25 protein-coding genes are annotated in these 21,060 nt (G+C 62.4%); 11 read left to right on the top strand and 14 right to left on the bottom strand.

The genetic code is table 11. The features are described from left to right. Window positions 1–193: 193 nt before the first annotated feature. From NKF26_RS10785 to NKF26_RS10770, 4 genes are read right to left on the bottom strand one after another with little or no spacing between them, the layout of a single operon-like run. Window positions 194–1,912, bottom strand: coding sequence for a type II secretion system protein (locus NKF26_RS10785; RefSeq protein WP_253234291.1), 1,719 nt, complete (start codon window positions 1,910–1,912; stop codon window positions 194–196). Beyond that, window positions 1,909–3,861, bottom strand: coding sequence for an ATPase, T2SS/T4P/T4SS family (locus NKF26_RS10780; RefSeq protein WP_253228161.1), 1,953 nt, complete (start codon window positions 3,859–3,861; stop codon window positions 1,909–1,911). Before NKF26_RS10780 ends, NKF26_RS10785 begins: the two co-directional genes overlap by 4 nt. Window positions 3,862–3,887: 26 nt before the next feature. Then, window positions 3,888–4,430, bottom strand: coding sequence for a hypothetical protein (locus NKF26_RS10775; protein WP_253228162.1), 543 nt, complete (start codon window positions 4,428–4,430; stop codon window positions 3,888–3,890). Next, window positions 4,427–4,888, bottom strand: a complete 462-nt coding sequence (locus NKF26_RS10770) for a hypothetical protein (protein WP_253228163.1) — start codon at window positions 4,886–4,888, stop codon at window positions 4,427–4,429. Before NKF26_RS10770 ends, NKF26_RS10775 begins: the two co-directional genes overlap by 4 nt. A 154-nt stretch (window positions 4,889–5,042) precedes the next feature. Here NKF26_RS10770 and NKF26_RS10765 point away from each other — a divergent pair, with 154 nt between their 5' ends. Further along, complete coding sequence (locus NKF26_RS10765) at window positions 5,043–6,119, top strand: tubulin/FtsZ family protein (RefSeq protein ID WP_253228164.1); 1,077 nt, start codon at window positions 5,043–5,045, stop codon at window positions 6,117–6,119. Between the two features lie 11 nt (window positions 6,120–6,130). Here the strand turns inward: NKF26_RS10765 and NKF26_RS10760 are convergent, their stop codons facing one another. Continuing rightward, complete coding sequence (locus tag NKF26_RS10760) at window positions 6,131–7,288, bottom strand: pyridoxal phosphate-dependent aminotransferase (RefSeq protein ID WP_253234290.1); 1,158 nt, start codon at window positions 7,286–7,288, stop codon at window positions 6,131–6,133. Between the two features lie 122 nt (window positions 7,289–7,410). Here NKF26_RS10760 and NKF26_RS10755 point away from each other — a divergent pair, with 122 nt between their 5' ends. Further along, the gene (locus NKF26_RS10755) at window positions 7,411–8,307 is read left to right on the top strand and encodes a 1,4-dihydroxy-2-naphthoyl-CoA synthase (protein ID WP_253228166.1); all 897 of its coding nucleotides are present in this window, start codon (window positions 7,411–7,413) and stop codon (window positions 8,305–8,307) included. A gap of 712 nt (window positions 8,308–9,019) precedes the next feature. Here NKF26_RS10755 and NKF26_RS10750 read toward each other — a convergent pair. Continuing rightward, window positions 9,020–9,442: a hypothetical protein gene (locus NKF26_RS10750; protein ID WP_253228167.1), complete on the bottom strand. Its 423-nt coding sequence runs from the start codon at window positions 9,440–9,442 to the stop codon at window positions 9,020–9,022. Between the two features lie 131 nt (window positions 9,443–9,573). Between NKF26_RS10750 and NKF26_RS10745 the strand changes: the two genes are divergently transcribed. Next, window positions 9,574–10,317 carry a DNA-directed RNA polymerase subunit epsilon gene (locus tag NKF26_RS10745; protein WP_253228168.1) on the top strand — a complete coding sequence of 248 codons (744 nt, stop codon included), beginning with the start codon at window positions 9,574–9,576 and terminating at the stop codon, window positions 10,315–10,317. Window positions 10,318–10,372: 55 nt separating this feature from the next. On the opposite strand, the gene NKF26_RS10740 is transcribed toward NKF26_RS10745, so the two are convergent. Continuing rightward, window positions 10,373–10,564 carry a hypothetical protein gene (locus NKF26_RS10740; protein ID WP_253228169.1) on the bottom strand — a complete coding sequence of 64 codons (192 nt, stop codon included), beginning with the start codon at window positions 10,562–10,564 and terminating at the stop codon, window positions 10,373–10,375. A 98-nt stretch (window positions 10,565–10,662) separates the two neighbouring features. Beyond that, on the bottom strand, window positions 10,663–11,253 hold the full coding sequence (locus NKF26_RS10735) for a DUF420 domain-containing protein (RefSeq protein WP_253228170.1): 591 nt from the start codon (window positions 11,251–11,253) through the stop codon (window positions 10,663–10,665). Window positions 11,254–11,526: 273 nt separating this feature from the next. On the opposite strand from NKF26_RS10735, the gene NKF26_RS10730 reads away from it, so the two are divergent. Genes NKF26_RS10730 through NKF26_RS10720 form a run of 3 tightly spaced genes read left to right on the top strand, consistent with a single transcriptional unit; the run spans window position 11,527 to window position 13,921 of the window. Beyond that, window positions 11,527–11,943, top strand: a complete 417-nt coding sequence (locus tag NKF26_RS10730; protein WP_066143229.1) for a cobalamin B12-binding domain-containing protein — start codon at window positions 11,527–11,529, stop codon at window positions 11,941–11,943. Next, a complete protein-coding gene (meaB, locus tag NKF26_RS10725) occupies window positions 11,940–12,938 on the top strand; it encodes a methylmalonyl Co-A mutase-associated GTPase MeaB (RefSeq protein ID WP_253228171.1) in 999 nt (332 codons plus the stop codon). Before NKF26_RS10730 ends, meaB begins: the two co-directional genes overlap by 4 nt. A 44-nt stretch (window positions 12,939–12,982) precedes the next feature. Further along, entirely contained in the window at window positions 12,983–13,921 is a 939-nt protein-coding gene (locus tag NKF26_RS10720) for an alpha/beta fold hydrolase (protein ID WP_253228172.1), read from the top strand. Here the strand turns inward: NKF26_RS10720 and NKF26_RS10715 are convergent. From NKF26_RS10715 to NKF26_RS10700, 4 genes are all read right to left on the bottom strand, one after another. After that, on the bottom strand, window positions 13,898–14,275 hold the full coding sequence (locus NKF26_RS10715; RefSeq protein ID WP_253234289.1) for a Zn-ribbon domain-containing OB-fold protein: 378 nt from the start codon (window positions 14,273–14,275) through the stop codon (window positions 13,898–13,900). The two genes, NKF26_RS10720 and NKF26_RS10715, sit on opposite strands and share 24 nt — an antisense overlap. 55 nt (window positions 14,276–14,330) lie before the next feature. Beyond that, on the bottom strand, window positions 14,331–15,497 hold the full coding sequence (locus NKF26_RS10710) for a thiolase domain-containing protein (protein ID WP_253228174.1): 1,167 nt from the start codon (window positions 15,495–15,497) through the stop codon (window positions 14,331–14,333). 326 nt (window positions 15,498–15,823) lie between these two features. Beyond that, a complete protein-coding gene (locus tag NKF26_RS10705; RefSeq protein ID WP_253228175.1) occupies window positions 15,824–16,078 on the bottom strand; it encodes an HAH_0734 family protein in 255 nt (84 codons plus the stop codon). Window positions 16,079–16,153: 75 nt separating this feature from the next. Continuing rightward, entirely contained in the window at window positions 16,154–17,062 is a 909-nt protein-coding gene (locus tag NKF26_RS10700; protein ID WP_253234288.1) for a twin-arginine translocation signal domain-containing protein, read from the bottom strand. A gap of 168 nt (window positions 17,063–17,230) precedes the next feature. On the opposite strand from NKF26_RS10700, the gene NKF26_RS10695 reads away from it, so the two are divergent. Genes NKF26_RS10695 through NKF26_RS10675 form a run of 5 tightly spaced genes read left to right on the top strand, consistent with a single transcriptional unit; the run spans window position 17,231 to window position 19,436 of the window. Continuing rightward, window positions 17,231–17,512, top strand: a complete 282-nt coding sequence (locus tag NKF26_RS10695) for a 50S ribosomal protein L44e (RefSeq protein ID WP_066143248.1) — start codon at window positions 17,231–17,233, stop codon at window positions 17,510–17,512. Window positions 17,513–17,516: 4 nt separating this feature from the next. Beyond that, a complete protein-coding gene (locus NKF26_RS10690; RefSeq protein WP_066143251.1) occupies window positions 17,517–17,690 on the top strand; it encodes a 30S ribosomal protein S27e in 174 nt (57 codons plus the stop codon). Beyond that, window positions 17,687–18,487 carry a translation initiation factor IF-2 subunit alpha gene (locus NKF26_RS10685; RefSeq protein WP_253228177.1) on the top strand — a complete coding sequence of 267 codons (801 nt, stop codon included), beginning with the start codon at window positions 17,687–17,689 and terminating at the stop codon, window positions 18,485–18,487. The genes NKF26_RS10690 and NKF26_RS10685 overlap by 4 nt, the downstream gene beginning before the upstream one ends. Then, entirely contained in the window at window positions 18,484–18,666 is a 183-nt protein-coding gene (locus tag NKF26_RS10680) for an RNA-protein complex protein Nop10 (protein WP_253228178.1), read from the top strand. The genes NKF26_RS10685 and NKF26_RS10680 overlap by 4 nt, the downstream gene beginning before the upstream one ends. Before the next feature lie 5 nt (window positions 18,667–18,671). Then, the gene (locus NKF26_RS10675; RefSeq protein WP_253234287.1) at window positions 18,672–19,436 is read left to right on the top strand and encodes a proteasome assembly chaperone family protein; all 765 of its coding nucleotides are present in this window, start codon (window positions 18,672–18,674) and stop codon (window positions 19,434–19,436) included. Between the two features lie 31 nt (window positions 19,437–19,467). Here NKF26_RS10675 and NKF26_RS10670 read toward each other — a convergent pair whose 3' ends face one another. Further along, on the bottom strand, window positions 19,468–19,743 hold the full coding sequence (locus NKF26_RS10670) for a hypothetical protein (RefSeq protein ID WP_253234286.1): 276 nt from the start codon (window positions 19,741–19,743) through the stop codon (window positions 19,468–19,470). Window positions 19,744–20,226: 483 nt separating this feature from the next. Then, on the bottom strand, window positions 20,227–21,009 hold the full coding sequence (locus tag NKF26_RS10665; RefSeq protein ID WP_253228181.1) for a MarR family transcriptional regulator: 783 nt from the start codon (window positions 21,007–21,009) through the stop codon (window positions 20,227–20,229). Between the last annotated feature and the right edge of the window lie 51 nt (window positions 21,010–21,060).

Genomic DNA, 21,060 nt, shown 5'->3' with positions numbered 1-21,060 from the left:
TTTCGTACTTAAACGCTCGCACGAAACGATTCGTGCTGTACATCGAGAGTTCTACGACGGAATTTCATCGGATCTGGTCGTCGCTATTGGCTTCGTTGGTGTCGTCGTGTTCCTCGTCCGGGACCTTCGTCGGTTCTGGAAACGAAGACGCGAATCAAACTGAACGCCGTTCGGACGACATCCGACCGGCGGACTACGTCAGCGCTCCGGCGAGGACGAACGCGAGGAGATAGACGACGGTCGCCGACAGCAACGATTGGCCGACCCGATACCCGACCAACGTCCGGTCCAGACCGTGTTCGAGTCCGACCGCGAGCGTCGTGATGATGGTCGAAAGGAAGAGGACGTACACGCCGACGGCGAGTCCCAGCACGCCGACGGGAAACGCGCCACCGCCGCCAAACGACCCCCCGACGCTCGCCATCTCTCCGGCGAGTGCGACGGTCGCACCCGAAACCAGCGGCCCGAATATCGCGGCCGTGTGGCGGAGCGTCTCGGTGACCTGCGAGAGTTCGCGCCGCGCCTCCCGTTCGACCCTCTGGAGGTCGTCGATGTGGTCGGCCATCGCCACCACGGCACCCCCGGCAGGTCGCCCTTCGCTGGCGGCGAGCGCGAGGAGCGCGGTCGCGCTCCTCGCGCGGGGACTGGGAACCGTCGAGAGTGCGCCGTACTCGCCGAGAAACGACTCTTTGACCCCCATCCCGAGCTGTCGCTGAATCCGTGTCGCCCGGTCGAAGACGGCACCCGTCTCCCCGGAGAGTTCGTCGCCAGCAACGATGATGGCCGCCTCGACTGCTTGTCCTTCGTTCACCCGTCGACCGACGAGATAGAGGGCGTCGGTGACCCCCGACTCGACCGCCCGAACGTGATTCCTGATGCGGACGGTCGAACGCGTGGATCCGACCGACAGTGCACCGACGAGACAGCCACCACAGGCGATCCAGCGCGTCCAATTCGGTAGCAGTAGCGTCGTAACGATCAGCGCGACACCCGCCGCGCCGAGACCGAGCGCGACGACGGGCCATCGCTCGTCTGGAACGTCGGGATGCGACCGCGACACGTCCGGCGGCGGAAAGGTGACCGGCCGCCGGGTGAGCAGCCAAACGCTTGCGCCCAACAACAATGCGGGGAGCAGAACGTCGTACCCGACGACCAATACGGCAGGCGACATGGGCACTCCCGCCGTCTTCGCCGCCGGAAGTACCGCGACGAGCGCAAGCGGGAGCAGAACCCCGAACGCGTACAGTGCGGTCGCCGGTCCCCGAATTTCGGTCACGAACTCGGCCATCCGTTCCCGTGTGCCGTCGAGAATCGCCGTCAGCGCGCGGTCGAGCGTCCGCTTTCGTTCCCCTGCCGGTGCCTCGCTCGCCGCCGCGATCAGTACCATCGAACGGTGAAGCGCGGGATTCCACGATTCCCACTCCGCCGCGAACGACGTCAATCCGGACGTCGGCGACCCGGCCGCGCGGCGAACGTGGTCGCCGAGACTCGACGCGAGCGACCCGTCACCGGTCCGTGACGCGAACGCGGCGGCACCTTCCGCCGTCGGTTCGATTCGCATCCACAGGACGGCCCTGGCCACGAGGTCGGGCGCGTCGCCGAGCGCCTGCGTCCGTTTCGCGGCGGCGAGGAGTTCGGGAACTCGTCGAAGCGACGCCGAGACACCGACCGCGAGAGCGACCGATAGGCCACCGACCACGAAGCGGAGCGCCGGTTCCGCCAATGCGCCACTGATGACTCCGACGAGGCACCCGAGGATCGCTGCGGCGTTTGCGGCACGGGCGACTTCGCGACTTCCGACGTTTCCGTTCAGAAATCCCATCGCTCGGTCGATGTCGGCATCCGAAGTGACTTGCCACGGATAAAGCCGGGCGAGGGACGAACACAGCGTTTCGAAGGATTCGAGGATCACGCCGGATCACCGACCCCGTTCAAGCGTTTCGTCGTGGCCTCGAACGACGGATTCGTCCGTTCGACCCGTCGTTCTATATCCTCAGTTCGGGCGGCGAGGGCCGCCCGAACGTCGGCATACGTCTCCGCCGATTTCGCGAGCGAGGCTACGAAGATGCTGTTACCGCGCTCGATTCGTCCGGTCGAGACGAGATTTCCGTCCCGTCGTTCGTACAGCGGTTCGAAGCGGACGGCGGTTCCGTCCGCTTCGATTCCATTCGCTTCGGACCCGTTCGTTTCGACCCCACCGCTCGAAACGACCTCCTCGATGCGCTTCACGCGTTTGCCGTGCTGTCCGTCGATTTCGTAGGATTCTGCCGTGACGACGAAGTCCGTCGTCGCGAACGACGACGGCGGGACGCCGAGGTCGGTGACGACCCGCTCGTACACCGCGTCGCCACAGTCGCCGTGGATCGTTCCGAGGACGGCATTACTACTCGCGCCGACTCGCATCGCCTCGTAGAGGACGCTCGCCTCCTCGCCGCGAACTTCCCCGACGACGAGCGCACCGTCCCCCAATCGAAGGGCCGTCCGAAGCGCATCGTCGGGGCGAAGTCCGGGTTCGTCGTCGTTCGCGGTCGTTCGAAGCGCTTGCACGTCGCGCCCACCGTCTTGCAGCGTCTCGATCGGCAGTTCCGGCGTGTCTTCGAGGACGACCGTTCGAACCTCGTGAGGGAGTTCCCGGAGTAACGCTCCGAGAAGCGTCGTCTTGCCCGCGCCACGGGAACCGGCCACGAGTCCGGTTCCCGCACGTTCGACGCCGACCGAAAGGAGTGCGGCGGCGTCCGCCGGAAGCGTTCCGTTGGCAACCAGCGCCGGGAGCGTCCATCGTTCCTCGCCCTGTACGCGGAAGGCGAAGCCGATGCCGTCGCTGACGGGGCGGGTGACGCCCGCGACACGGACGCTCGTGCCATCGACCTCCGCGACGGCATCGAGCGTCGGACTCGCCCGCGAGAACGCTCGCCCGCTCGTTCGACGGAACCGGGAGGCGAGCGAGGCCGCACCGTCGTCGGTGAGGCGAACGTTGGTTCGCATCCGTTCACCGTCGACCCGCACGCGAAGTGGGTTTTGTGAGACCGGAGCCGTTGCGAAAACGTCCGAAACGGCGGGATCCGCGAATAGGTCGGACAGGACGCCGTACCCCTGCGTGTATTTTTCGAGGACGGGGGAGAGGGTATCGACGGCCTCGGTCGAGTCAGCAACCGTCCTGACCGCCCGCCCTGGTGCTCGTTTTCCCCCCGTGACTCCGCCGTCGGCGAGGAGCGTTGCGGCCCGGTCGAGCGTCCCGAACGCATCCTCGTCGAGGGTGTACTCCACCGGTTCGAGATGGTAGGTTCGATGAGCGTCGGTGGCCGAATCCGCCGAGTCGGTGTCGTAGTATCGAACGGTCGCACCGGTCGAAAGCGTGTACTGGTCGTCCAGTCGGGCGTTCGCCGGTGGACGAAGGGTGATTCGGGAACGAGCGATGGTTGGCCCGACGAACGGCCGGAAGAGCGTCGAGTAGTCGGCGAACCGATGGACACCCTCCGCGAACCCGGTTTCGGCGGCGATATCGACCACGGGCGGCGCTCTTCCGACGGCGTCGAAACCCGCCCGGAGTGGGTCCGAACGCGCTCGTTCGGCGAGCGTGGCGTCGTGTGGGGTGACGCGGTCGATGAATCGACCGGCCGCCGAGAGAAACGCCGCACCGTCGCCATCGTAGGTGCGTTCGACGCCCTCGGAGCGTATCACGATACAGTCGGCGTCGCGGTCGGTGAGCGCATCCAGAACCGTCGCGCGGCAAGCGGGGCGGTCTTCGAGCGTTCCCCGTCCCGAGCAGTCGTTCGCATCGACGACCAACGTCGTGCCGTCGAACGAGGGGTCACAGCGGCAGTCACGGTCGTCGGTGGATTTCGACAGTGGGTTCCACATGGTCGCCCGTGGTCGCGTCTTCCGATTTAAATTTCAGCCGCCGGAACGACGAGGACGGTGCGCTTCCCGCGATACTCGACCAACAACAGCGCGATGTCGATTCGGTCGGGCGCGCGAACGACGAGCGGCGTTCCGTCCGGTTCGACCGACCATTCGTGGTCGGCGTCCGTCGTTACGACACGCACGTCGAACGGGACGTGTCGAACGTGGGTCGTGCCGCCGACGCGATAGGCGAGTACATCCCCGGATTCGTCCTTCGGAATTCGTCCGTTTTCGGGAACGCCGCCGACCGCGACGAACTCGATATTCCCGGTCGTCACCGATTCGGCGGGGAGCGATAGCGAAACCACTCTGCGTGCGCCGAGCGAATCGAGAGTGTTCGATTCGCCGTCGTCCCCGAAGGGAACGGCGTTTTCGTCCGCGAGGTCGGTCATCGAACGGGAAACGGTCGTCACCGCCGATTCTGCGTGGTACGTCGCCCGACTTGTCCGCGCGTGGTCGATTGCCGGGAGGGAGATGCTACAGAGTGCGACCGCGAGCACTACGGCGAGAACTGTACGGACGCTCACAGTAGCCCTCGGAGACGCGTCATCAACGAGCGTCCGTTCGATTCGGCGTGATCGTCGGGACGCGTCGATTCGAGGGGCGGAATCTCGGAGCGGGATTGTGGTTCTGTGTCGGTGCCCTGCTCCGGAGGAGTTCGATCGAAATCGATGTGGGAGGGACGGGAATTGCAGGACTCGTGCGTTTCGAGTCGGTCCTGACAGTCTTCGGCCGTCGCAAGCGCGGCGTCGGCCCGTCGTTCCACGTCGGCGTTGACGGCACGAACGTCGCCGACGTAGCCACGGAGCGCCAAAATGGCGGCTTCGAGTTCGTCCTGTTTCGCTTCGAGTTCGTCGAGGCGTGCCGTGAGTTCGGTGGTCGTCCTACGGAGTTCCACGTCGTCCTGTAACTCGGGCATCTCGCCGCCGGTCACCGTTCGTTCGAGAGTGGACACGCGCTCGGAGAGTGTTTCGAGGTCGGGCATCGACGGGATTGGTCGCGGATCGGTATTTAAAATTTCAGGGACAGTTCGACATCCATCGACTTTCAGTGAGGATCGAGGGACACATTTTTTGCCCGAAATCCTCCGTTTGGATTACGTCGGAAAACTTATGGGTCGTGGTTCATTTCAATCCGCCATGAAAGTCGTCCTGATTGGTGTCGGTCAAGCGGGTGGGAAGCTGACACAGAGGCTCGCCGAATTCGACGCGAGCATGGATTTCGATGCGGTGCAAGGTGCGTTGGCCATCAACTCGGCAAAGACGGATTTACAGTCACTCGATTTAGATACCGTTCTCATCGGACAGGACCGGGTGAAGGGGCACGGTGTAGGTGGCGATAACGAACTCGGTGCCGAAGTGATGCAAGACGACGCTGGCGAAGTGATGAACTCCCTCGACGGACGGATCACAGCGCGAGCGGATGCCCTCTTCGTCGTCGCCGGACTCGGCGGTGGCACCGGAAGCGGCGGCGCGCCGGTGTTGATCCACGAACTCCAACAGATTTACGAGATACCCGTGTACGCACTCGGCGTCCTGCCGGGACGGGGCGAAGGTTCGATGTATCAGGCCAACGCCGGTCGTTCGCTGAAAACCGTCGTCCGCGAGGCCGACGCGACCCTCCTCATCGACAACGACGCGTGGCACGAGTCGGGCCAGAGCGTCGGCGAAGCGTTCGAGAGCATCAACCAGCAAATCGCCCAACGTGTCGGCTTACTCCTCGCATCCGGGGAGGCGGTCGAAGGCGTCGGTGAGAGCGTCGTGGATTCGAGCGAGGTCATCAACACGCTTCGCTCGGGCGGCGTCGCGGCACTCGGCTACGCCAGTGCGGGTGCCAGCGAGGACAGCGCCGAGAACATCAACACCGTGACGAGCAACACGCGGCAGGCGATTCTGAGCAACCTCAGCATGCCGAAAGCGACGGACGCCGACTCCGCGCTCCTCGTCGTCGCCGGGGATTCGGACAGGATTCCACGGAAGGGTGTCGAGAAGGCGCGCAAGTGGCTCGAAGGCGAAACCGGGAGTCTACAGGTCCGTGGCGGGGACTTCCCACTCGACAGCGAACGACTCGCGTCGTTGGTCCTCCTCGGCGGCGTCGAACGCTCGCCGCGCATGCAGGAGTTCATGGAACGCGCGAAGGAGGCGAACAAACAGGAAGAGCGCACGGAAGACCCGGCCGAGATGTTCCACAACGACCAACTCGACGACTTGTTCTGAGGAGCTTTTTCCTATTCGCACTCGTCCCGGACCAACGCCTCGATACGGTCCAGACCGAGTTCGATTCGGTCGAGGCTGTTGGCGAAACTCAGTCGTAGATAGCCTTCCCCGGCGGCGCTGAACGCGCCACCGGGTGCGGTGACGACGCCGTAATCGGACAGGAGGCGCTCGGCGATGTCGAAACTCGATCCGTCCAGTTCGCTCACGTCGAGGAAGGCGTAAAAAGCACCTTCCGGGCGTGGGCAGGAGATGTGTGGAATCTCCGCGACGCGCTCGGTCAGGTAATCACGGCGTTCGCGGAACGCGGCGTACATCTCGCGGACTGGTTCCTGTGTCCCGGTTATAGCCGCGAGTGCGGCCTGCTGGCCGACGCTCGATGGGCAGGCGGTCGTACTCTCTCCGACCTGTGTGGCGGCCTCGACGACGGACTCCGGTCCGACGAGCCATCCCATCCGCCACCCCGTCATGGCGTAGGTTTTCGAGCAGGAATCGACCGTCAGGAGGCCGTCGTAGTCGGTGAACGAGGAGATGCGGCGATACTCGTCGTCGTACGTCAACCGGGCGTACACCTCGTCCGCGATGACGTAGGCGTCGTGTTCCGCCGCCGCATCGACGACCGCTTTTACGGCGTCCTCGCCGTAGACACGGCCGGTGGGGTTCGAGGGCGTCGTCAGAATCACCGCGGCGGTGTCGTCGTTCATGTGGTCGATGATCCGCTCGGCGTCGAGGTCGAACCCGTCCTCGGCCGGGAGCGGGACCTTCACCGGTTCGGCGTCCGCGAGGACGACCTGATTCTCGTAGTTCGGCCACGCTGGCGTCGGGAGGATGACCTCGTCGCCGGGGTCAGCGATGGCCAGAATCGCCAACGCCAACGCTTCCATTCCGCCGTTCGTGACCGTCACTTCCTCGGAAGCGAACGAAACGCCCGTCTCCGACTCCATCCGTTCCGCGATTGCGGCGCGGAGTTCGGGGATTCCCGCCCCGGAGGTGTAATGGGTTTTTCCCTCGCGGGCGGCGTCCGCCGCCGCGTCGATGACGTGTTCCGGCGTATCGAAGTCCGGTTCGCCGACTTCGAGCCTGACGAGGTCGCCGCCCTGCTGCTCGGCGAGTTCGAACATCACGCGAATCCCCGAGCGTTCGAAGGTGTCTGCCCGTGCGGAAATCTTCATGTTTTCGACCGTGGTTGTCCCGTGTCAAGTAGCTTCGTAGTCCCCCCGCGCCTTGCCGGGTTGGGGATGGAAAGGAAACGCGGACGGGAACCTATTAGACCGATCCACCATCAGTTTCGAGTATGGTATCGGAACTGTTCGACGCCGAGCGATGGGAGGAGATTTCGGATTTCGATTTCCGCGACATCACGTACCACCGAGCCAAAGACCAAGGGACGGTCCGAATCGCCTTCGACCGCCCCGACGTGCGCAACGCCTTCCGGCCCGGAACCGTGGACGAACTGTATCGCGCGCTCGACCACGCCAAACGCCAGTCGGACGTCGGCTGTGTGCTCCTCACCGGCAACGGTCCGTCCTCGAAGGACGGCGGCTGGGCGTTCTGCTCCGGCGGCGACCAGCGCGTTCGCGGCGGTGAAGGATACGAATACCAGGGAGAGGACGCCGACAGTAAGGACGCCTCCGAGGCGGGCCGCCTGCACATCCTCGAAGTCCAGCGTCTCATCCGTCACATCCCGAAACCCGTCATCTGCGTCGTCCCCGGATGGGCCGTCGGCGGCGGCCACAGCCTCCACGTCGTCTGCGACATGACGCTGGCTTCCGAGGAACACGCCAAGTTCCTCCAGACCGACCCCGACGTGGCGAGTTTCGACGGCGGGTTCGGGTCGGCCTACCTCGCCCGGCAGGTCGGCCAGAAGAAGGCCCGCGAAATTTTCTTCCTCGGCAAAACCTACTCCGCCGAGGAGGCCGAGGAGATGGGAATGGTCAACGAATCGGTTCCCCACGAGGAACTGGAGGACGTGGCGCTGGACTGGGCCGAAGAGATCAACGGCAAGAGCCCGACCGCGATTCGAATGTTGAAATACGCCTTCAATCTGGAGGACGACGGCCTCGTCGGCCAGCAGGTGTTCGCCGGGGAAGCCACCCGGTTGGCGTACATGACCGACGAAGCGCAGGAGGGACGGGACGCGTTCGTTGAAAAGCGCGACCCGGACTTCTCGGACTACCCGTGGCACTACTAGAACCCACCTTTTTATCGCGAGGGTCGCTTTGCGTCCCTCGATAAAAATCTGGACCAAAAGCCTGCGGCCCTCCCGCCTGAAGAGCTTCGCTCTTCCGTGCTCTCGCTTGCTCGGGAAGACAAACCGCGTCTTCCCTGCCCTCGTTCGCGTTGCTCACGAGGACTTCGCTCGCGGGAACGATGGTCGGGCCTTGGCCCGGTCACAGTTCGAGGCGCTCCGCGCCTCGTTGCTCGCGGTGAGTGACTGCCCGCCACGTTTCGGTTAGATTCGATCCGACGTTGTCGGGATACTCGTCAGGTTTGTGCACGTCGATATTCGGCAACGATGGAACCGTTCTCCGTTTAAGTAGTTCTGGTGATAAGGTGAAGATATGGACGGTACGAGGTCGCTTCTACCGGTGTTATTTTTCGATAGCGGTCGCGCTATGACTCCGATTCGTATGATTTCGATTCGGGTCCCAAGCCTGGCGAACCGCTCTCCATTTAAGTAGTTCTGGTGATAAGGTAGAGATATGGACGGAATGCGGCCGGTTCTACTGACGCGACTTCCCGACAGCGGTCGCTCTCTACTTCCCTTCCGAATCCCATCTGCCGTCGGAGGCGCGATTTCTCTTTAAGTAGTTCTGGTGATAAGGTAGAGATATGGACGGAACGAGGTCGCTTCTGTGGTGATGTAATTCCCGGATAGCGACCCGCACGAACGAATTTTGTTCTCAGTCGGCCGTTGGTGAGGACGATTTCTGCTCAGTGTAGTCGTCATCAGTAGCGACCCCGTCATCGCCTTTCTCGATACCGATCTCGACGCCGATTGCGGCGCTGGCGAGTCCGACACCGAAGACCAAATACCAGAGCGCGATCGTGAGGTCCTCGGGAATCGGGAGGTCCATGTGGATACCGAACTGGGCGCCACCGAGCACGACGACGACGAGGAGCGCACTCCACCAACTGCCCCTCGAACGCCACACGTCCCGACGTCGAACAGCGAGCCATCCGGCGATAGCGAACGTGGCCCAGATGAAAGCGACCAACTGCAAGTCCCAGTAACCGTCGAGGTACAGCACCGAAACGGGGAACAAGCCGATGATCACACCGGCGAAGGGGGCGAAAAAGGCGAAGGAGGCGAGCCGAGTTTTCATACGAATACAATACGGTCAAGTGAAAAGTAACTTTGGCTCACGAAAACGTCGTCCCAGAAATTTCCCGACGAGTGTCAAGAATCCTTCCCGAAACCGACCTTTGAACTATATCCACCGAGTAGAAGGGGACGATGCGTCAAACCGACGGCGACTCACACGTCGTCCACTGGCAGTTCGCCACGGGGGACGACGCGGACGACCAACCAGGTCGACTCAGCAGGCGACCGGGGGACGGCACGGTTCGGCGGGCCGACCTCCAGCGCGACCAGTCGGTTCGTCGGTGGGGACCGGTCACGCCGAGCGCGACGGTCATCGGCCGGGCAAACTCGCCGGAATCGGACCTGAGCGAGAACGTCCGCCGACTGCACGAGGAACGCCACTCCGCGATGGCGGGCCACAGCAGTCGAATGCACCAACTGGACAAACTTCGGGTCAGCCACGCGCTGTGTAACGACCTGTCGCTGACGCCGTGGCAGCGCGACTGCGTCATCGGCATCATGACCGAGTTGGACCTCACCGCCTTCGGAAGCCAGCGGGCCATCCCGAAGGTCGCACTGGTCGTCATCCGCCACGTCGTGGACCGCGAGCGCGAACAGTACCTTGGACTGCACGACTCCGACTGGATTCACGAGCAACCCCCCGAGCAACTGACCGACCTCTACGAGACGTTTCAGTCGCTCACCGACGAGGACCGATTTACCGAACTTACCGAAAAACACGGTCTCGACATCACGAGCCTCAATCGACTCCGTCGCGTCCTCAAGGAGCAGTTGGAGGACGGCGACCTGGAGTACGCCGTCCACGGTCGGAACCCCTACCGCGACCCGAACCTGCCCAGTCTGACCGACCGATGGGGCGACCAGGGAAGCGACTGACCGAGCGGCGAGGGGATTTTATTTTGTGGCGACGCCAGCGGTCACGACGGAGACGCTACTCCTTTTCTCCGTCCTCGTCGTGGTTCCGCCCTTTCTCGTCGTTCGTCCCATCGTCGAAATGGATCTCCTCCATCAGGTCCGAGATTTCGTCCACGATTCGTTTTCGGTCATCCTGTGCAGGTTCGTCGTCCGGTTCTGTCCGTGTGTCTTCTTCGGTTCGCGTATTCCCCGTCGTGTCGTCACCCATCGAAATCGTGTACTCCATCCCCTAGTTGTTCGTGCTGGTAAAAACCAGTTCGGAAGACCGACGTTTGGCTCGATCCGATGCCGATTCTCGACGATGACTTACTTCGGAATCGTCCAGCCATAGTGGGCTAACATGGCGAACGTGATGACGCCGAGCGACAGGGAGAGAATCCACGCCGAGGCCGCGATTCGGCCGATCTTCTTGTGCGGCGTGTTTCGCAGTTCGGCGGGCGTGTGGCTGAGTCCGAGGACGATGGCGAACAGTACGACGGGGACCGAGATCACCGAGAGCATGATGTGAATCGCGAGCATGATGACGTAGGCGTAGTAGAGGATGGAGGTGTGCACCAAATCGATGTGTTTCTCGCCGCCGCCACCGCCGACTTTCGTGAGGTAGAGTGCGAGGAAGACGAGGATGAGGACGAACGAGGTGATCATCGCGGCGCGGTGTTTCCTGACTTCTCCGTTGCGAATCCAGTACCACCCGAGCGCGAGCGAGAACGTTGCGATGGTGTTCACGATTGCAATCCCGTCCGAGAGCATGTCGATGGTTCCCCGCCCGATGTGCGGATAGATGGGGAGGATGCCCGCAAACGTCCCGAGGACGAGGATGTATCCGATAACCGAGAGGATTGCCGTCACTTTCAGAGGACTCTCCCGCGCCCGTTCCCGCGCGTTCGCCGTAGCCATGCACGCACGTTTGGACTGCCGGGGTAAGGTGGCTTCGCTTCGTTCTCGATTTGTGGGATTGGTGGCCGTGCGAACCCCCCGAACTACCCTGACCAGTCGCGCCCGCCGTGGGGAGGAAAAACCGTTCCTGTGCGGTATCGATTCGAGAGATCCAACCCGGTTCGCGACGCGTAACCGGCCAGCGGGGTATAACAACCGGACTTGTTTTTTCGCAATTCGTTTTTCACATGTATTTCCGTTAAAGTGAAACCCGAACGCGGGGAAGGGTGGTGTATGAGCGCAGATCAGGAACAGCAGTCGATTCGCTGCCTCGTCGCCAAGGTCGGTCTCGACGGGCACGACCGCGGTGCACACGTTATCGCCCGGGCGTTCCGCGACGCCGGGTTCGAGGTCATCTACTCGGGGCTTCACAACGCTCCCGACGAAATCGTGCAGGCGGCCGTGCAGGAGGACGTGAACGTCCTCGGAATCTCCATTCTCTCCGGGGCACACGACACGCTCGTCCCGAAAATCGTCGAGGGGTTGAAGGAGTACGACGCGTTCGACGACACCCTCATCCTCGTCGGCGGTGTCGTCCCCGACGACGACAAGGCGGAACTCAAAGAACTCGGTGTCGCGGAGGTGTTCGGTCCGGGCACGCCGATGGAAGAGACTATCGAGTTCGTCCGTGAAAACGCGCCCGAACGATGAGCGCGACGCACACGGATCTACTCGCAGACCTCCTCGACGGGAAGCACCGGGCGCTGGCACGCGTCATCACGAAGATCGAGAACCGCGAACCCGGCTATCGGGAACTCGTCTCGGAACTCCACACGCACACTGGCGACGCCGAAATCATCGGTATCACCGGTAGCCCGGGCGCGGGTAAATCGACGCTCGTGGACAAGGTAGCGAACTACTACCGCGAGCGCGGCGAGACGGTCGGCGTCATCGCCATCGACCCCTCCTCGCCGTTCACGGGCGGGGCCGTCCTCGGCGACCGCATCCGGATGGCGAGCAACGTCGGTGACATGGACGTGTTCTTCCGGTCGATGAGCGCCCGCGGCAGCCTCGGCGGCCTCTCCACGGCCACCTCGGACGCCGTGAAGGCACTCGACGCGTTCGGCAAGGACAAGATCATCGTCGAGACGGTCGGTGCGGGGCAGAACGAGATCGATATCGTGAAAACCGCCGATACGGTCGCCGTGTTGGTTCCCCCCGAGAGCGGCGACAACGTCCAGATGCTCAAGGCGGGCATCCTCGAAATCGCCGACGTCTTCGTCGTGAACAAGGCGGACTTGCCGGGTGCCGACCGCGCTGTCTCGGACCTCACCGAAATGGTGCACATGCGCGACGGAACCCCGACGCCGGAGTTCGGCGACGACGTCGAAGGCTACGACTGGGAACCCCCGATCGTGGAGACGATAGCGAAGGACGGCGAGGGCGTCACGGAGTTCATCGAGGTGCTGAACGAACACCACGACCTGCTCGAATCGACGGGCATGCTCGACGCGAAAACCCGAACGAGATACGCGGAGGAGATTCGAGCACTCCTGCGCGAGGACGCCAACCGACTCGTCGCGTCGGAAATCGAGTCGCGTGGTGGAATCGCGGAACTGGTCGAAGCCGTGTTCGAGCGTGAAACCGACCCGTATTCGGTAGCCGACGAGGTCATCACGCCCATCGAAGACTGTATTCACGACTGATTTCTGGCATAACGGATAAACCCGTTCGGGTCGCCCTTTCACGTATGAATCTTCGACGACTTGCGGCGGCGACGGCTGGCGGAGTTGGACTCACAGCAGCACTCAATCGATCGCTCGCCGGAAGTGCGGAACCACTCGACCCGCCGCTCGAAGGGTTTCAGGGAACCTACCGCTGGCGCGGGTTCGACGTAGCCTACACCGAAGCGGGTGACCCGGACAACCCCGACGTTCTTTTCCTCCACGGGATTCACGCCGCCGCATCGAACAAGGAGTTCGATCAGATTTTCAGGCAACTGGCCCAGCAGTACCACGTCATCGCACCCGACCTGCCCGGATTCGGGCGGTCGTCGCGGCCGCCGGTCGTGTACACCGCCTCGCTGTACACCTCGTTCGTCGTGGACTTCGCCGAGGACATGACCGACAACGCCATCTGTCTCGCGTCGTCGCTCTCCGGGGCGTACGCCACGCTCACACAGGTCGAGACGGGCGCGTTCTCCCAACTGGAACTCATCTGTCCGACCGACGACGCCGGAAAGCGTCGGAAGTGGCTTCGAAACCTCGTTCGGTCGCCGCTCCTCGGAACCGCGCTGTTCAACGCCATCGCCAGCAAGCGCTCGATTCGCCGGTTCAACGAACGCGACGGCTACTTCAGCGAGGCGTCGTACACGGAGAAGGACGTCGAGTTCGAGTGGCAGACCGCCCACCAACCCGGTGCCCGGTTCGCACCCGCGTCGTTCATCTCGGGGTATCTCAACCCGGACGAGGACCTGGGCGAGGAACTCGCGCGCGTGGACGTCCCCGTAACGCTCGTCTGGGGGCGGGAAGCGAAGGTCACGCCGCTCGAAGGCGGGAAAGAACTCGCGGACGAAGCCGACACGCGCCTCGTCGTGTTCGACGAGGCGCGACTGCTTCCGCACGTCGAACATCCGGGACCGTTTCTGGACGTCCTATTCGACGAACTAGCGCCGCTCGAACAGCAGTAGTCGGTCACCGTTCGTTGTCGATTCGCCGATAGTCAGTGAAACAGTATCCCCGACCGCCACGTCGTCGGGTGCCATCGCGGTCACTCGAACCGGCCCGAAGTCGGCGATTGCGGTCGTGTACGGCGCGTCGTCTACGAACGACGGTGCCGCGACGTGGACGACGGTGTACGTGTCGATAGTTCCGGTTTCGGGGAGCGGCGTCTCTTCGAGACCGATTTCCCCGCACTCGGGGCAGATTCGACGCGGCGGCAGCGAGCCATGTCCGTTCGAACATTCGAGGTAGTACGCGTTTCCGTCCTCGATGGCGTCCAACCACTCGTCGTACCCCGTGTTTCCGTGCGCGTTTTCGCTCATTCTTCCACCTCCAGAGCAAAGCTCTGGCGTACTCCCGTTCGCTCACTGTGTTCGCTCACGAGACCACCTCCAGAACGTGAACCGTCGCACTCGCGACCGTGCCACCCGCGTTGTGGGCCACGCCGACTTTGGCGTCCGGGACGGCGTCGCTGTTGGGGTGGTCGCCGCGCAGGATGCGCGTCATCTCGGCCAGTTGGCTGGCACCCGTCGCGCCGACGGGGTGACCCTTCGCCTTCAGGCCGCCCGAGAGGTTGATCGGGCGGTCGCCGTCGCGTGTCGTCTCGCCGCGCTTGGCCGCGCCGATTCCCTCGCCGGGCGCGTAGAAGTCGAGGGCTTCGAGCGCCAGCACTTCCGCGATGGTGAAACAGTCGTGCACCTCGGCGACGTCCACGTCGCTCGCGTCGATTCCGGCGTCCGCGTAGGCTTCCTCGGCGGCCTCCTCGGCCGCAGGTGAACGAGCGAGGTACTCGCGTCCCTGGAGCGCCATCCGGTCACCGCCCTGTCCGGTTCCCGTGACGGAGACCGGCGCGTCGAGGCCGTGGTCGGCGGCGTACTCGTCACTGACGAGCACGACGGCGGCCGCACCGTCCGTGATGGGACACGCGTCGAACAGGCCGAGCGGTTCGGCGATCATCGGTGCGTCGAGCGCCTGTTCGAGTTCGATCTCCTTCTGGAACTGGGCGTGTTCGTTCGGCACGGCGTTCGCGTGGTTTTTCACCGCGATGTGAGCCAAATCCTCGCGCGAACCGCCGTACTGCTCGAAGTAAGCCCGCGCCATCAGCGCGTACGCGCCGGGGAACGTTATCCCGGCCCGGACCTCGTACAGGTCGTCCGCCGCGATGGCGAGGGCTTCCGTCGTCTTCTCCGTCCCGAGGTTGTTCATCCGTTCCGCGCCGCCGACGAGAATCGCGTCGGCTTCGCCGTTCCGAACGTCCTTGACGGCCTGCCGAATCGCGACGCCGCTGGATGCACACGCGCTCTCGTAGCGCGTTGCAGGCGCACGAATTCCCGCGGCTTCCGCCATCAGCGGCCCTTGGTGGCCCTGATGCTCCGCCAGTTCGCCCATGAAGTTTCCGTAGTAGAGTTCCTCGATATCGTCGCGGGGGACCTCCGCATCGGCGAACGCGCCCGCGCTCGCCTCGGCGAAGAGGTCACGCCCCGTCCGCTCGGGATGCTTCCCGAAGTGAGTCAAACCGACTCCTGCAATCCGAACACCTGTCATGTGAGAACGTACGAGCGGCCCGGTTAAGAAAGACACTCTTTTCGATTTCAGGCCGAATGGGAGAAATTTCAGCCGGTTGTTTCGGTTTGGAGTGAACGAACGTACAGTTACCTGCCCCCAAATCCTTCATTAATTTTCGAAACTGAACGGTTCACCGGAAAATCGACAGATCGGTGGCGCTGTGTGGAAATAACTAGCGAACGAACCACGTTACCGTCCCACATTTTCGCCGGGTTCGCCACGTTCCGACGGAATCGACTCGCCACCAGCGGTATGACTCGGCGGGAGAACGGGAAGATGTTAGAATCGAACTACTCGACCACAGATCAGTTGGCGGATTCGACGACGTCGACGTCCTCGGCGTCGATGGCGTCCGTATCGAGCCAGTGGGGAACGTAGTTTCGGCGGTCGAAGTCCTCGCGTTCGTCCTCGGTGCCGATGACACACCACAGTTGGGGTTCGTCCGGGCCGTGCCAGTCACCCTGTCGGGTGATGGAGAAACAGACCTGTTCCGCATCGTCGTAGTTGATGATCGCGTCGTCCCGGATTCCGGGGTCCCCGTGGATGATGAGCCGTTTCATACGAGAGGGTTTGTAAGGCGGTCAATTAAGCGCTTTGCAACCGCCGTTCGAACCCGATTCGGGAGCGGATTCGTCTCAGACGTAGGACGGGACGTTGTTCATGTGGTAGACGATTTCGTCGCCGAGGGTGTCGAGATAGTTCGAGTGGTCGTCGCCGACCTGTGAAGTCGCATCGTACTCGACGTAGTTGGGTGCGGGCGTGTTGCCGTCCTCGTAGCCGGTCTCGCCGAGCGCCTGGTCGAACTCGATGGTGTTGTACACCCACTCCAGCACGTCGTCCTCCTCGTTGTGGTAGTTGAACGTCGCCGTCGTCTGGTTCGTGATGGCGTTGTACGTGTCCATCCACTCCTTGGTGGGCGCTTCGTTGTCCGTCGCCGCGCCGAGCATGTGGGTCGAGTACACCTCGTAACCGCCGTCGTTCCACCACGAGGTCACGTCGAGCGAGCGAAGCGAGCTGAGGAGTACCTGTGCACCGAGCGAGTGGCTAGCGAACCTGAGCGTGGTGTTCGGACAGTAGTATTTGAGATACACCGCGAACTGCGCTAGTTTGACGCCGTTCTTCTGGGCGACGTCCTGTGCCGTCCCCCAGCCATAATCGATGCCGCCACCGGCGTCGCTGTCCCACGAATAGCCGATCAGGGTTCCGTCGTATCCTGCGGCGTCGAGGTTGTTCTTCGCCGAGAGGAACTTGTCCTCCGCCTCCTGTTCGGGGTCGCCGCCCGTCTTGTGCCACCCGTGGATGAACACGGTCAAGTCGTCCACACAGCCGGTATCGACGCCCGGAACGTCGCCAGTGGTGTCGTAGCCCGTCTCGGTGTGGCCCGAAGTCAGGTTACCGTCGTCGTCGAAATGGCCGCGCGTCGAGACGATGGGAATCCCGTATCGATCCGCGCTTACCGTTCCCGTTCCCATTCCGAGCGCTGCGAGTCCCGCCCCTGCGACACCGGTTCGTTTGAGAAATCGCCGCCGATTGACGTTTGTCATGATGTATTCACTCTGTATTTTAGGGAATCGGACTTCAAAATTTTTATTTTCATAATAGAATGAAATAGACTCACGGGGAGGGCTATATATTCCGTCCCACATCCGTCGCAGTGGAAACCAAACGGGTTTTAAGTCCCGGCCCGCAATTTCACCGTAAGGTCGATATCTATGCAGATGCCACGTCGATTTAACACGTACTGCCCGCACTGTCACTCACACCACGAACACGAAGTCGAGAAGGTCCGCACTGGCCGACGAACCGGCATGAAGTGGGACGCTCGCCAGCAGAAACGCGGCAAAGCCGTCATCGGTAACGCTGGTGGTTTCTCGAAGGTTCCCGGTGGAGACAAACCGACGAAGAAGACCGACTTGAAGTACCGTTGCAGCGAGTGTGGCAAAGCACACCTCCGCCCGGGATGGCGTGCAGGCCGACTCGAATTCCAGGAGTAAACACATGGCAGGAAATTTCTACAAAGTTCAGTGTCCAGACTGTGAGAACGAACAGACCGTCTTCGGCAAGGCGTCGAGCGAAGTCAACTGCGTCGTCTGCGGTCACAACCTCGCCACGCCGACCGGCGGCAAGGCAGAAATCAATGGCGACGTCCTCGAAACGATAGCATCCCGATGAAATACAGTGGCTGGCCCGACACTGGCGAACTCGTCGTCGGTAAAGTAGACGAGATTGAAGACTTCGGGGTCTTCATCGACCTCGAAGAGTACGAGGACAAGCGTGGGCTTGTCCACGTCAGCGAGGTCGCCAGCGGTTGGATCAAAAACGTCCGAGACCACGTCAGCACCGGACAGACCGTCGTCTGTAAGGTTCTCGACGTTGACGAGGGGTCCCAGCAGATCGACCTCTCGATCAAGGACGTGAACGAACATCAGCGAAGCGATAAGATACAGGACTGGAAGAACGAGCAGAAGGCCGACAAGTGGATGTCGCTCGCGTTCGGCGAGGACATGGGCGACGAGCAGTACACGCACGTCGCAAACGAACTCCTCTCCGAGTTCGGCAGCATCTACGACGGCTTCGAGCAAGCGGCGATTCACGGTCCCGAAGCGCTCGACAGTACCGACCTTACGGACGAGGAAATCGGACAACTGGTCGAGACCGCACGCGAGAACGTCTCGGTTCCCTACGTCACCGTCACCGGCTACGTCGACCTCCGCAACCCGGGGAAAGACGGCGTCGATGGCATCAAGGAGGCGCTCAAAGCCGCCGAAGGAAACGGCGACATTCCCGACGAAGTGGAACTCGACGTTACCTACGTCGGTGCACCCGAATATCGCGTTCGTGTGAAGGCACCGAACTACAAGACGGCGGAGGCGCAACTCGAAGAGAGCGTCCACCGTGCGGAGGGCGTCATGGACGGCATCGAGGGTACCGCCGACTTCCACCGTGACCGCCACACCGACGACGAATGAAATCGAACATCCGGGTATGTTCCGCGTGGAAGGCGGAACACGACCGCCCGGTGTACACCCTTTTGACGACGTGTCCCGACTGTGGAGCGAACGCCGTAAACAGCGCACCCGCGCCGTTCGACCCGAACGACCCGTACGGGGAGTACCGACGCGCACTTAAGCGGCGCGACCACGAATAAGGTACATGGACGAAATCGACATCGACATCGTCGCCAATCCCGACTTGGAAAGCCCCGTCCTTATCGAGGGACTGCCGGGCGTCGGTCACGTCGGTAAACTCGTCGCCGAGCATCTACTCGAGGAGAAAGAAAGCGAACTCGTTCGACGGGTGTACTCGGAGTATCTGCCGCCACAGGTGAGCGTCGGGGACGACGGCACGGCCGCACTGGTCTGTGTGGAACTCCACGCGTTGACGCTCGACGGGCAGGACGTACTCGTCCTGACGGGCGACTATCAAGCCCAGGACAACGTCGGCCACTATCGGCTGACGAACGCCTTTTTGGACATCGCCGAGGAGTTCGGTGTCGAACGCGTCTTCGCGCTCGGCGGTGTGCCGACCGGCGAACTCATCGAGGAGTACGCCGTGTTGGGTGCGGCCGCGACGACGGAGTTCGTGGACGAACTCGAAGGTGCGGGCGTTGAGTTCCGCGAGGACGAACCGGCGGGCGGCATCGTCGGCACCAGCGGACTCCTGCTCGGTCTCGGCGGACGGCGCGGTTTCGAAGCGACGTGCCTGATGGGCGAGACGAGCGGTTACCTGGTCGACCCGAAAAGCGCGCAGGCGGTCCTCGAAATCCTCCAGAAAGTGCTCGATTTCGAGGTCGATTTCAGCTCGCTCGAAGAGCGCGCCGAGGAGATGGAGGAAGTCGTCAACAAGATAGAGGAGATGGAATCCCAATCCCAACAGGCATCCCTCCCGTCGGACGACGACCTGCGGTACATCGGCTGAGCAGTCACGTTTTCCCCGCCGTAACGGTCAGTCAGAACAGCGATCGCTCTTGTCCGTTGTAGATGTGGTACAGCGCGGAGACGAGGAAGAACGTCAAAAAGAACCACGTCCAGAACTCGAAATCGAGCAGTTGGATGGAGAAGAGATGGAGTTTCGCCGCGAAGAGGACGATGAACTCCAGTATCCCGAGACCGAGATAGTACGTCGGCCACGAAACGTCGTGTTCGGCGACGACCTCCATATACACCTCGACCTCGCGCGCGCGGTCGTTGAGAACCAGTTCCTTCGACCGTTGGTCGTACTCCACGATACCGAGGTCGTCCAGTTTCGGGAGGTGTGTCTGATGGAGCGAAACGTAGACACTCTTTCTAACGTTTCTGGGTGGGGGGGGACTCCCCCGTTTCCAGCGTGGCTATGTGTTCCGCGAGGTCGTCGACGGCCAGTGAGTCACCCGTTTGACGAAGATACCGAATCGTTTCGCGTCGTCGGTCGTTCCGCAAGACGTTATGAATCTGACTCTCGTCGAGTTCCCCTTTCGTCCCCGGTTCGGTGAGTTTCATAGCTTGGAGGTAAACATGAGATTATCTCCGAGTTCGATACACACGCATATATTATAACCAAGGGTATTAACTTTGCCACCCAACAGGCGTTTTTTTCTAACAGTATTTTCCACGAACCACTTTGCCGCAAGCGATTCGCTCACCGTTGAAATGGGTCGAGTTAACTCGCTTTCTCACACAACGGCTGACGAACCCGCAAAGGAATTGCACCGTTTTTGAATGACTATAACTTATTCGACGTTTGCAACTTCGTAGGCGACACCAACGTCCCGGAGGGCGTCGGTGACGCGCCCGACGCTGTCGGAGGTTGCGACGATGACCACGTCCAAGCCACGCTCCGCGGCCTCGGCGGCGACTTCGCCCGCAGCGAACGTCGTGTCGGGTTCGAGACCGGCGGACTGTAGTGCGACGAACGCTTCGACACCGGTTGCCGCGAGGACTGGAGCGGCGTCACAGACGGCCGCCAGCGCGTCCGAATCGACCGACCGACTTCCTCCGGAACGGACCGGCGGAACCTGATACACCGTCACGTGGCCGGGATCGAGGTCGATGATACCTTCGAATTCCGTGACGCCGACTTCCGTGCCCTCCTCGGCGTCCGTCGTGGCGATACCGGTCGCAGGTCCTTCGTCGCCCGGCGTCGCGTGGAGTAATCCATCGGCGAGCGTGAGCGAGACGGTCGTTCCCGCGTCGATGTCGGTCCGTGCGATTGCGGCGTCCTCCCCGACGTTCCCGAGGATATCGTCCGTGACGTGATCCGCGAAGCGCCGGACGTCGGTCGCGGACTGCAACAGCCAATCGACGCCCTCCTTGGTCACCCGATAGCGGGAGCGCCCTTCCTTTTCTACGAGCCCGTCGTCCACGAGGCCGCGAATGTACTCGCTGACGGCTTGGCTCGTGACGCCGACGGCGTCAGCGATTTCGCCTTGACTCACCGCCGGTTGGCGGTCAGCGATCTCCGAGAGGATTCGAAACCGGGTCGCGGCTCGCTTGTCCTCCAACACGTCGGCCATACCCGAACCGTCGGGCGGGACGATAAAAATACCAGCGGTCGGCGAGTGAAA

Source organism: Haladaptatus sp. AB618 (assembly GCF_024136965.1).
In the GTDB taxonomy this organism is placed as follows: domain Archaea; phylum Halobacteriota; class Halobacteria; order Halobacteriales; family Haladaptataceae; genus Haladaptatus.
This window is presented reverse-complemented; position numbering and strand designations above follow the sequence as displayed.

Coding starts and splice junctions, on each gene's coding strand:
- NKF26_RS10780 (WP_253228161.1), bottom strand. CDS start 3,861: ATGTGGAACCCACTGTCGAAATCCACCGACGACCGTGACTGCCGCTGT.
- NKF26_RS10770 (WP_253228163.1), bottom strand. CDS start 4,888: ATGCCCGACCTCGAAACACTCTCCGAGCGCGTGTCCACTCTCGAACGA.
- NKF26_RS10765 (WP_253228164.1), top strand. CDS start 5,043: ATGAAAGTCGTCCTGATTGGTGTCGGTCAAGCGGGTGGGAAGCTGACA.
- NKF26_RS10760 (WP_253234290.1), bottom strand. CDS start 7,288: ATGAAGATTTCCGCACGGGCAGACACCTTCGAACGCTCGGGGATTCGC.
- NKF26_RS10755 (WP_253228166.1), top strand. CDS start 7,411: ATGGTATCGGAACTGTTCGACGCCGAGCGATGGGAGGAGATTTCGGAT.
- NKF26_RS10750 (WP_253228167.1), bottom strand. CDS start 9,442: ATGAAAACTCGGCTCGCCTCCTTCGCCTTTTTCGCCCCCTTCGCCGGT.
- NKF26_RS10745 (WP_253228168.1), top strand. CDS start 9,574: ATGCGTCAAACCGACGGCGACTCACACGTCGTCCACTGGCAGTTCGCC.
- NKF26_RS10740 (WP_253228169.1), bottom strand. CDS start 10,564: ATGGGTGACGACACGACGGGGAATACGCGAACCGAAGAAGACACACGG.
- NKF26_RS10735 (WP_253228170.1), bottom strand. CDS start 11,253: ATGGCTACGGCGAACGCGCGGGAACGGGCGCGGGAGAGTCCTCTGAAA.
- NKF26_RS10730 (WP_066143229.1), top strand. CDS start 11,527: ATGAGCGCAGATCAGGAACAGCAGTCGATTCGCTGCCTCGTCGCCAAG.
- meaB (WP_253228171.1), top strand. CDS start 11,940: ATGAGCGCGACGCACACGGATCTACTCGCAGACCTCCTCGACGGGAAG.
- NKF26_RS10720 (WP_253228172.1), top strand. CDS start 12,983: ATGAATCTTCGACGACTTGCGGCGGCGACGGCTGGCGGAGTTGGACTC.
- NKF26_RS10715 (WP_253234289.1), bottom strand. CDS start 14,275: ATGAGCGAAAACGCGCACGGAAACACGGGGTACGACGAGTGGTTGGAC.
- NKF26_RS10710 (WP_253228174.1), bottom strand. CDS start 15,497: ATGACAGGTGTTCGGATTGCAGGAGTCGGTTTGACTCACTTCGGGAAG.
- NKF26_RS10705 (WP_253228175.1), bottom strand. CDS start 16,078: ATGAAACGGCTCATCATCCACGGGGACCCCGGAATCCGGGACGACGCG.
- NKF26_RS10700 (WP_253234288.1), bottom strand. CDS start 17,062: ATGACAAACGTCAATCGGCGGCGATTTCTCAAACGAACCGGTGTCGCA.
- NKF26_RS10695 (WP_066143248.1), top strand. CDS start 17,231: ATGCAGATGCCACGTCGATTTAACACGTACTGCCCGCACTGTCACTCA.
- NKF26_RS10690 (WP_066143251.1), top strand. CDS start 17,517: ATGGCAGGAAATTTCTACAAAGTTCAGTGTCCAGACTGTGAGAACGAA.
- NKF26_RS10685 (WP_253228177.1), top strand. CDS start 17,687: ATGAAATACAGTGGCTGGCCCGACACTGGCGAACTCGTCGTCGGTAAA.
- NKF26_RS10680 (WP_253228178.1), top strand. CDS start 18,484: ATGAAATCGAACATCCGGGTATGTTCCGCGTGGAAGGCGGAACACGAC.
- NKF26_RS10675 (WP_253234287.1), top strand. CDS start 18,672: ATGGACGAAATCGACATCGACATCGTCGCCAATCCCGACTTGGAAAGC.
- NKF26_RS10665 (WP_253228181.1), bottom strand. CDS start 21,009: ATGGCCGACGTGTTGGAGGACAAGCGAGCCGCGACCCGGTTTCGAATC.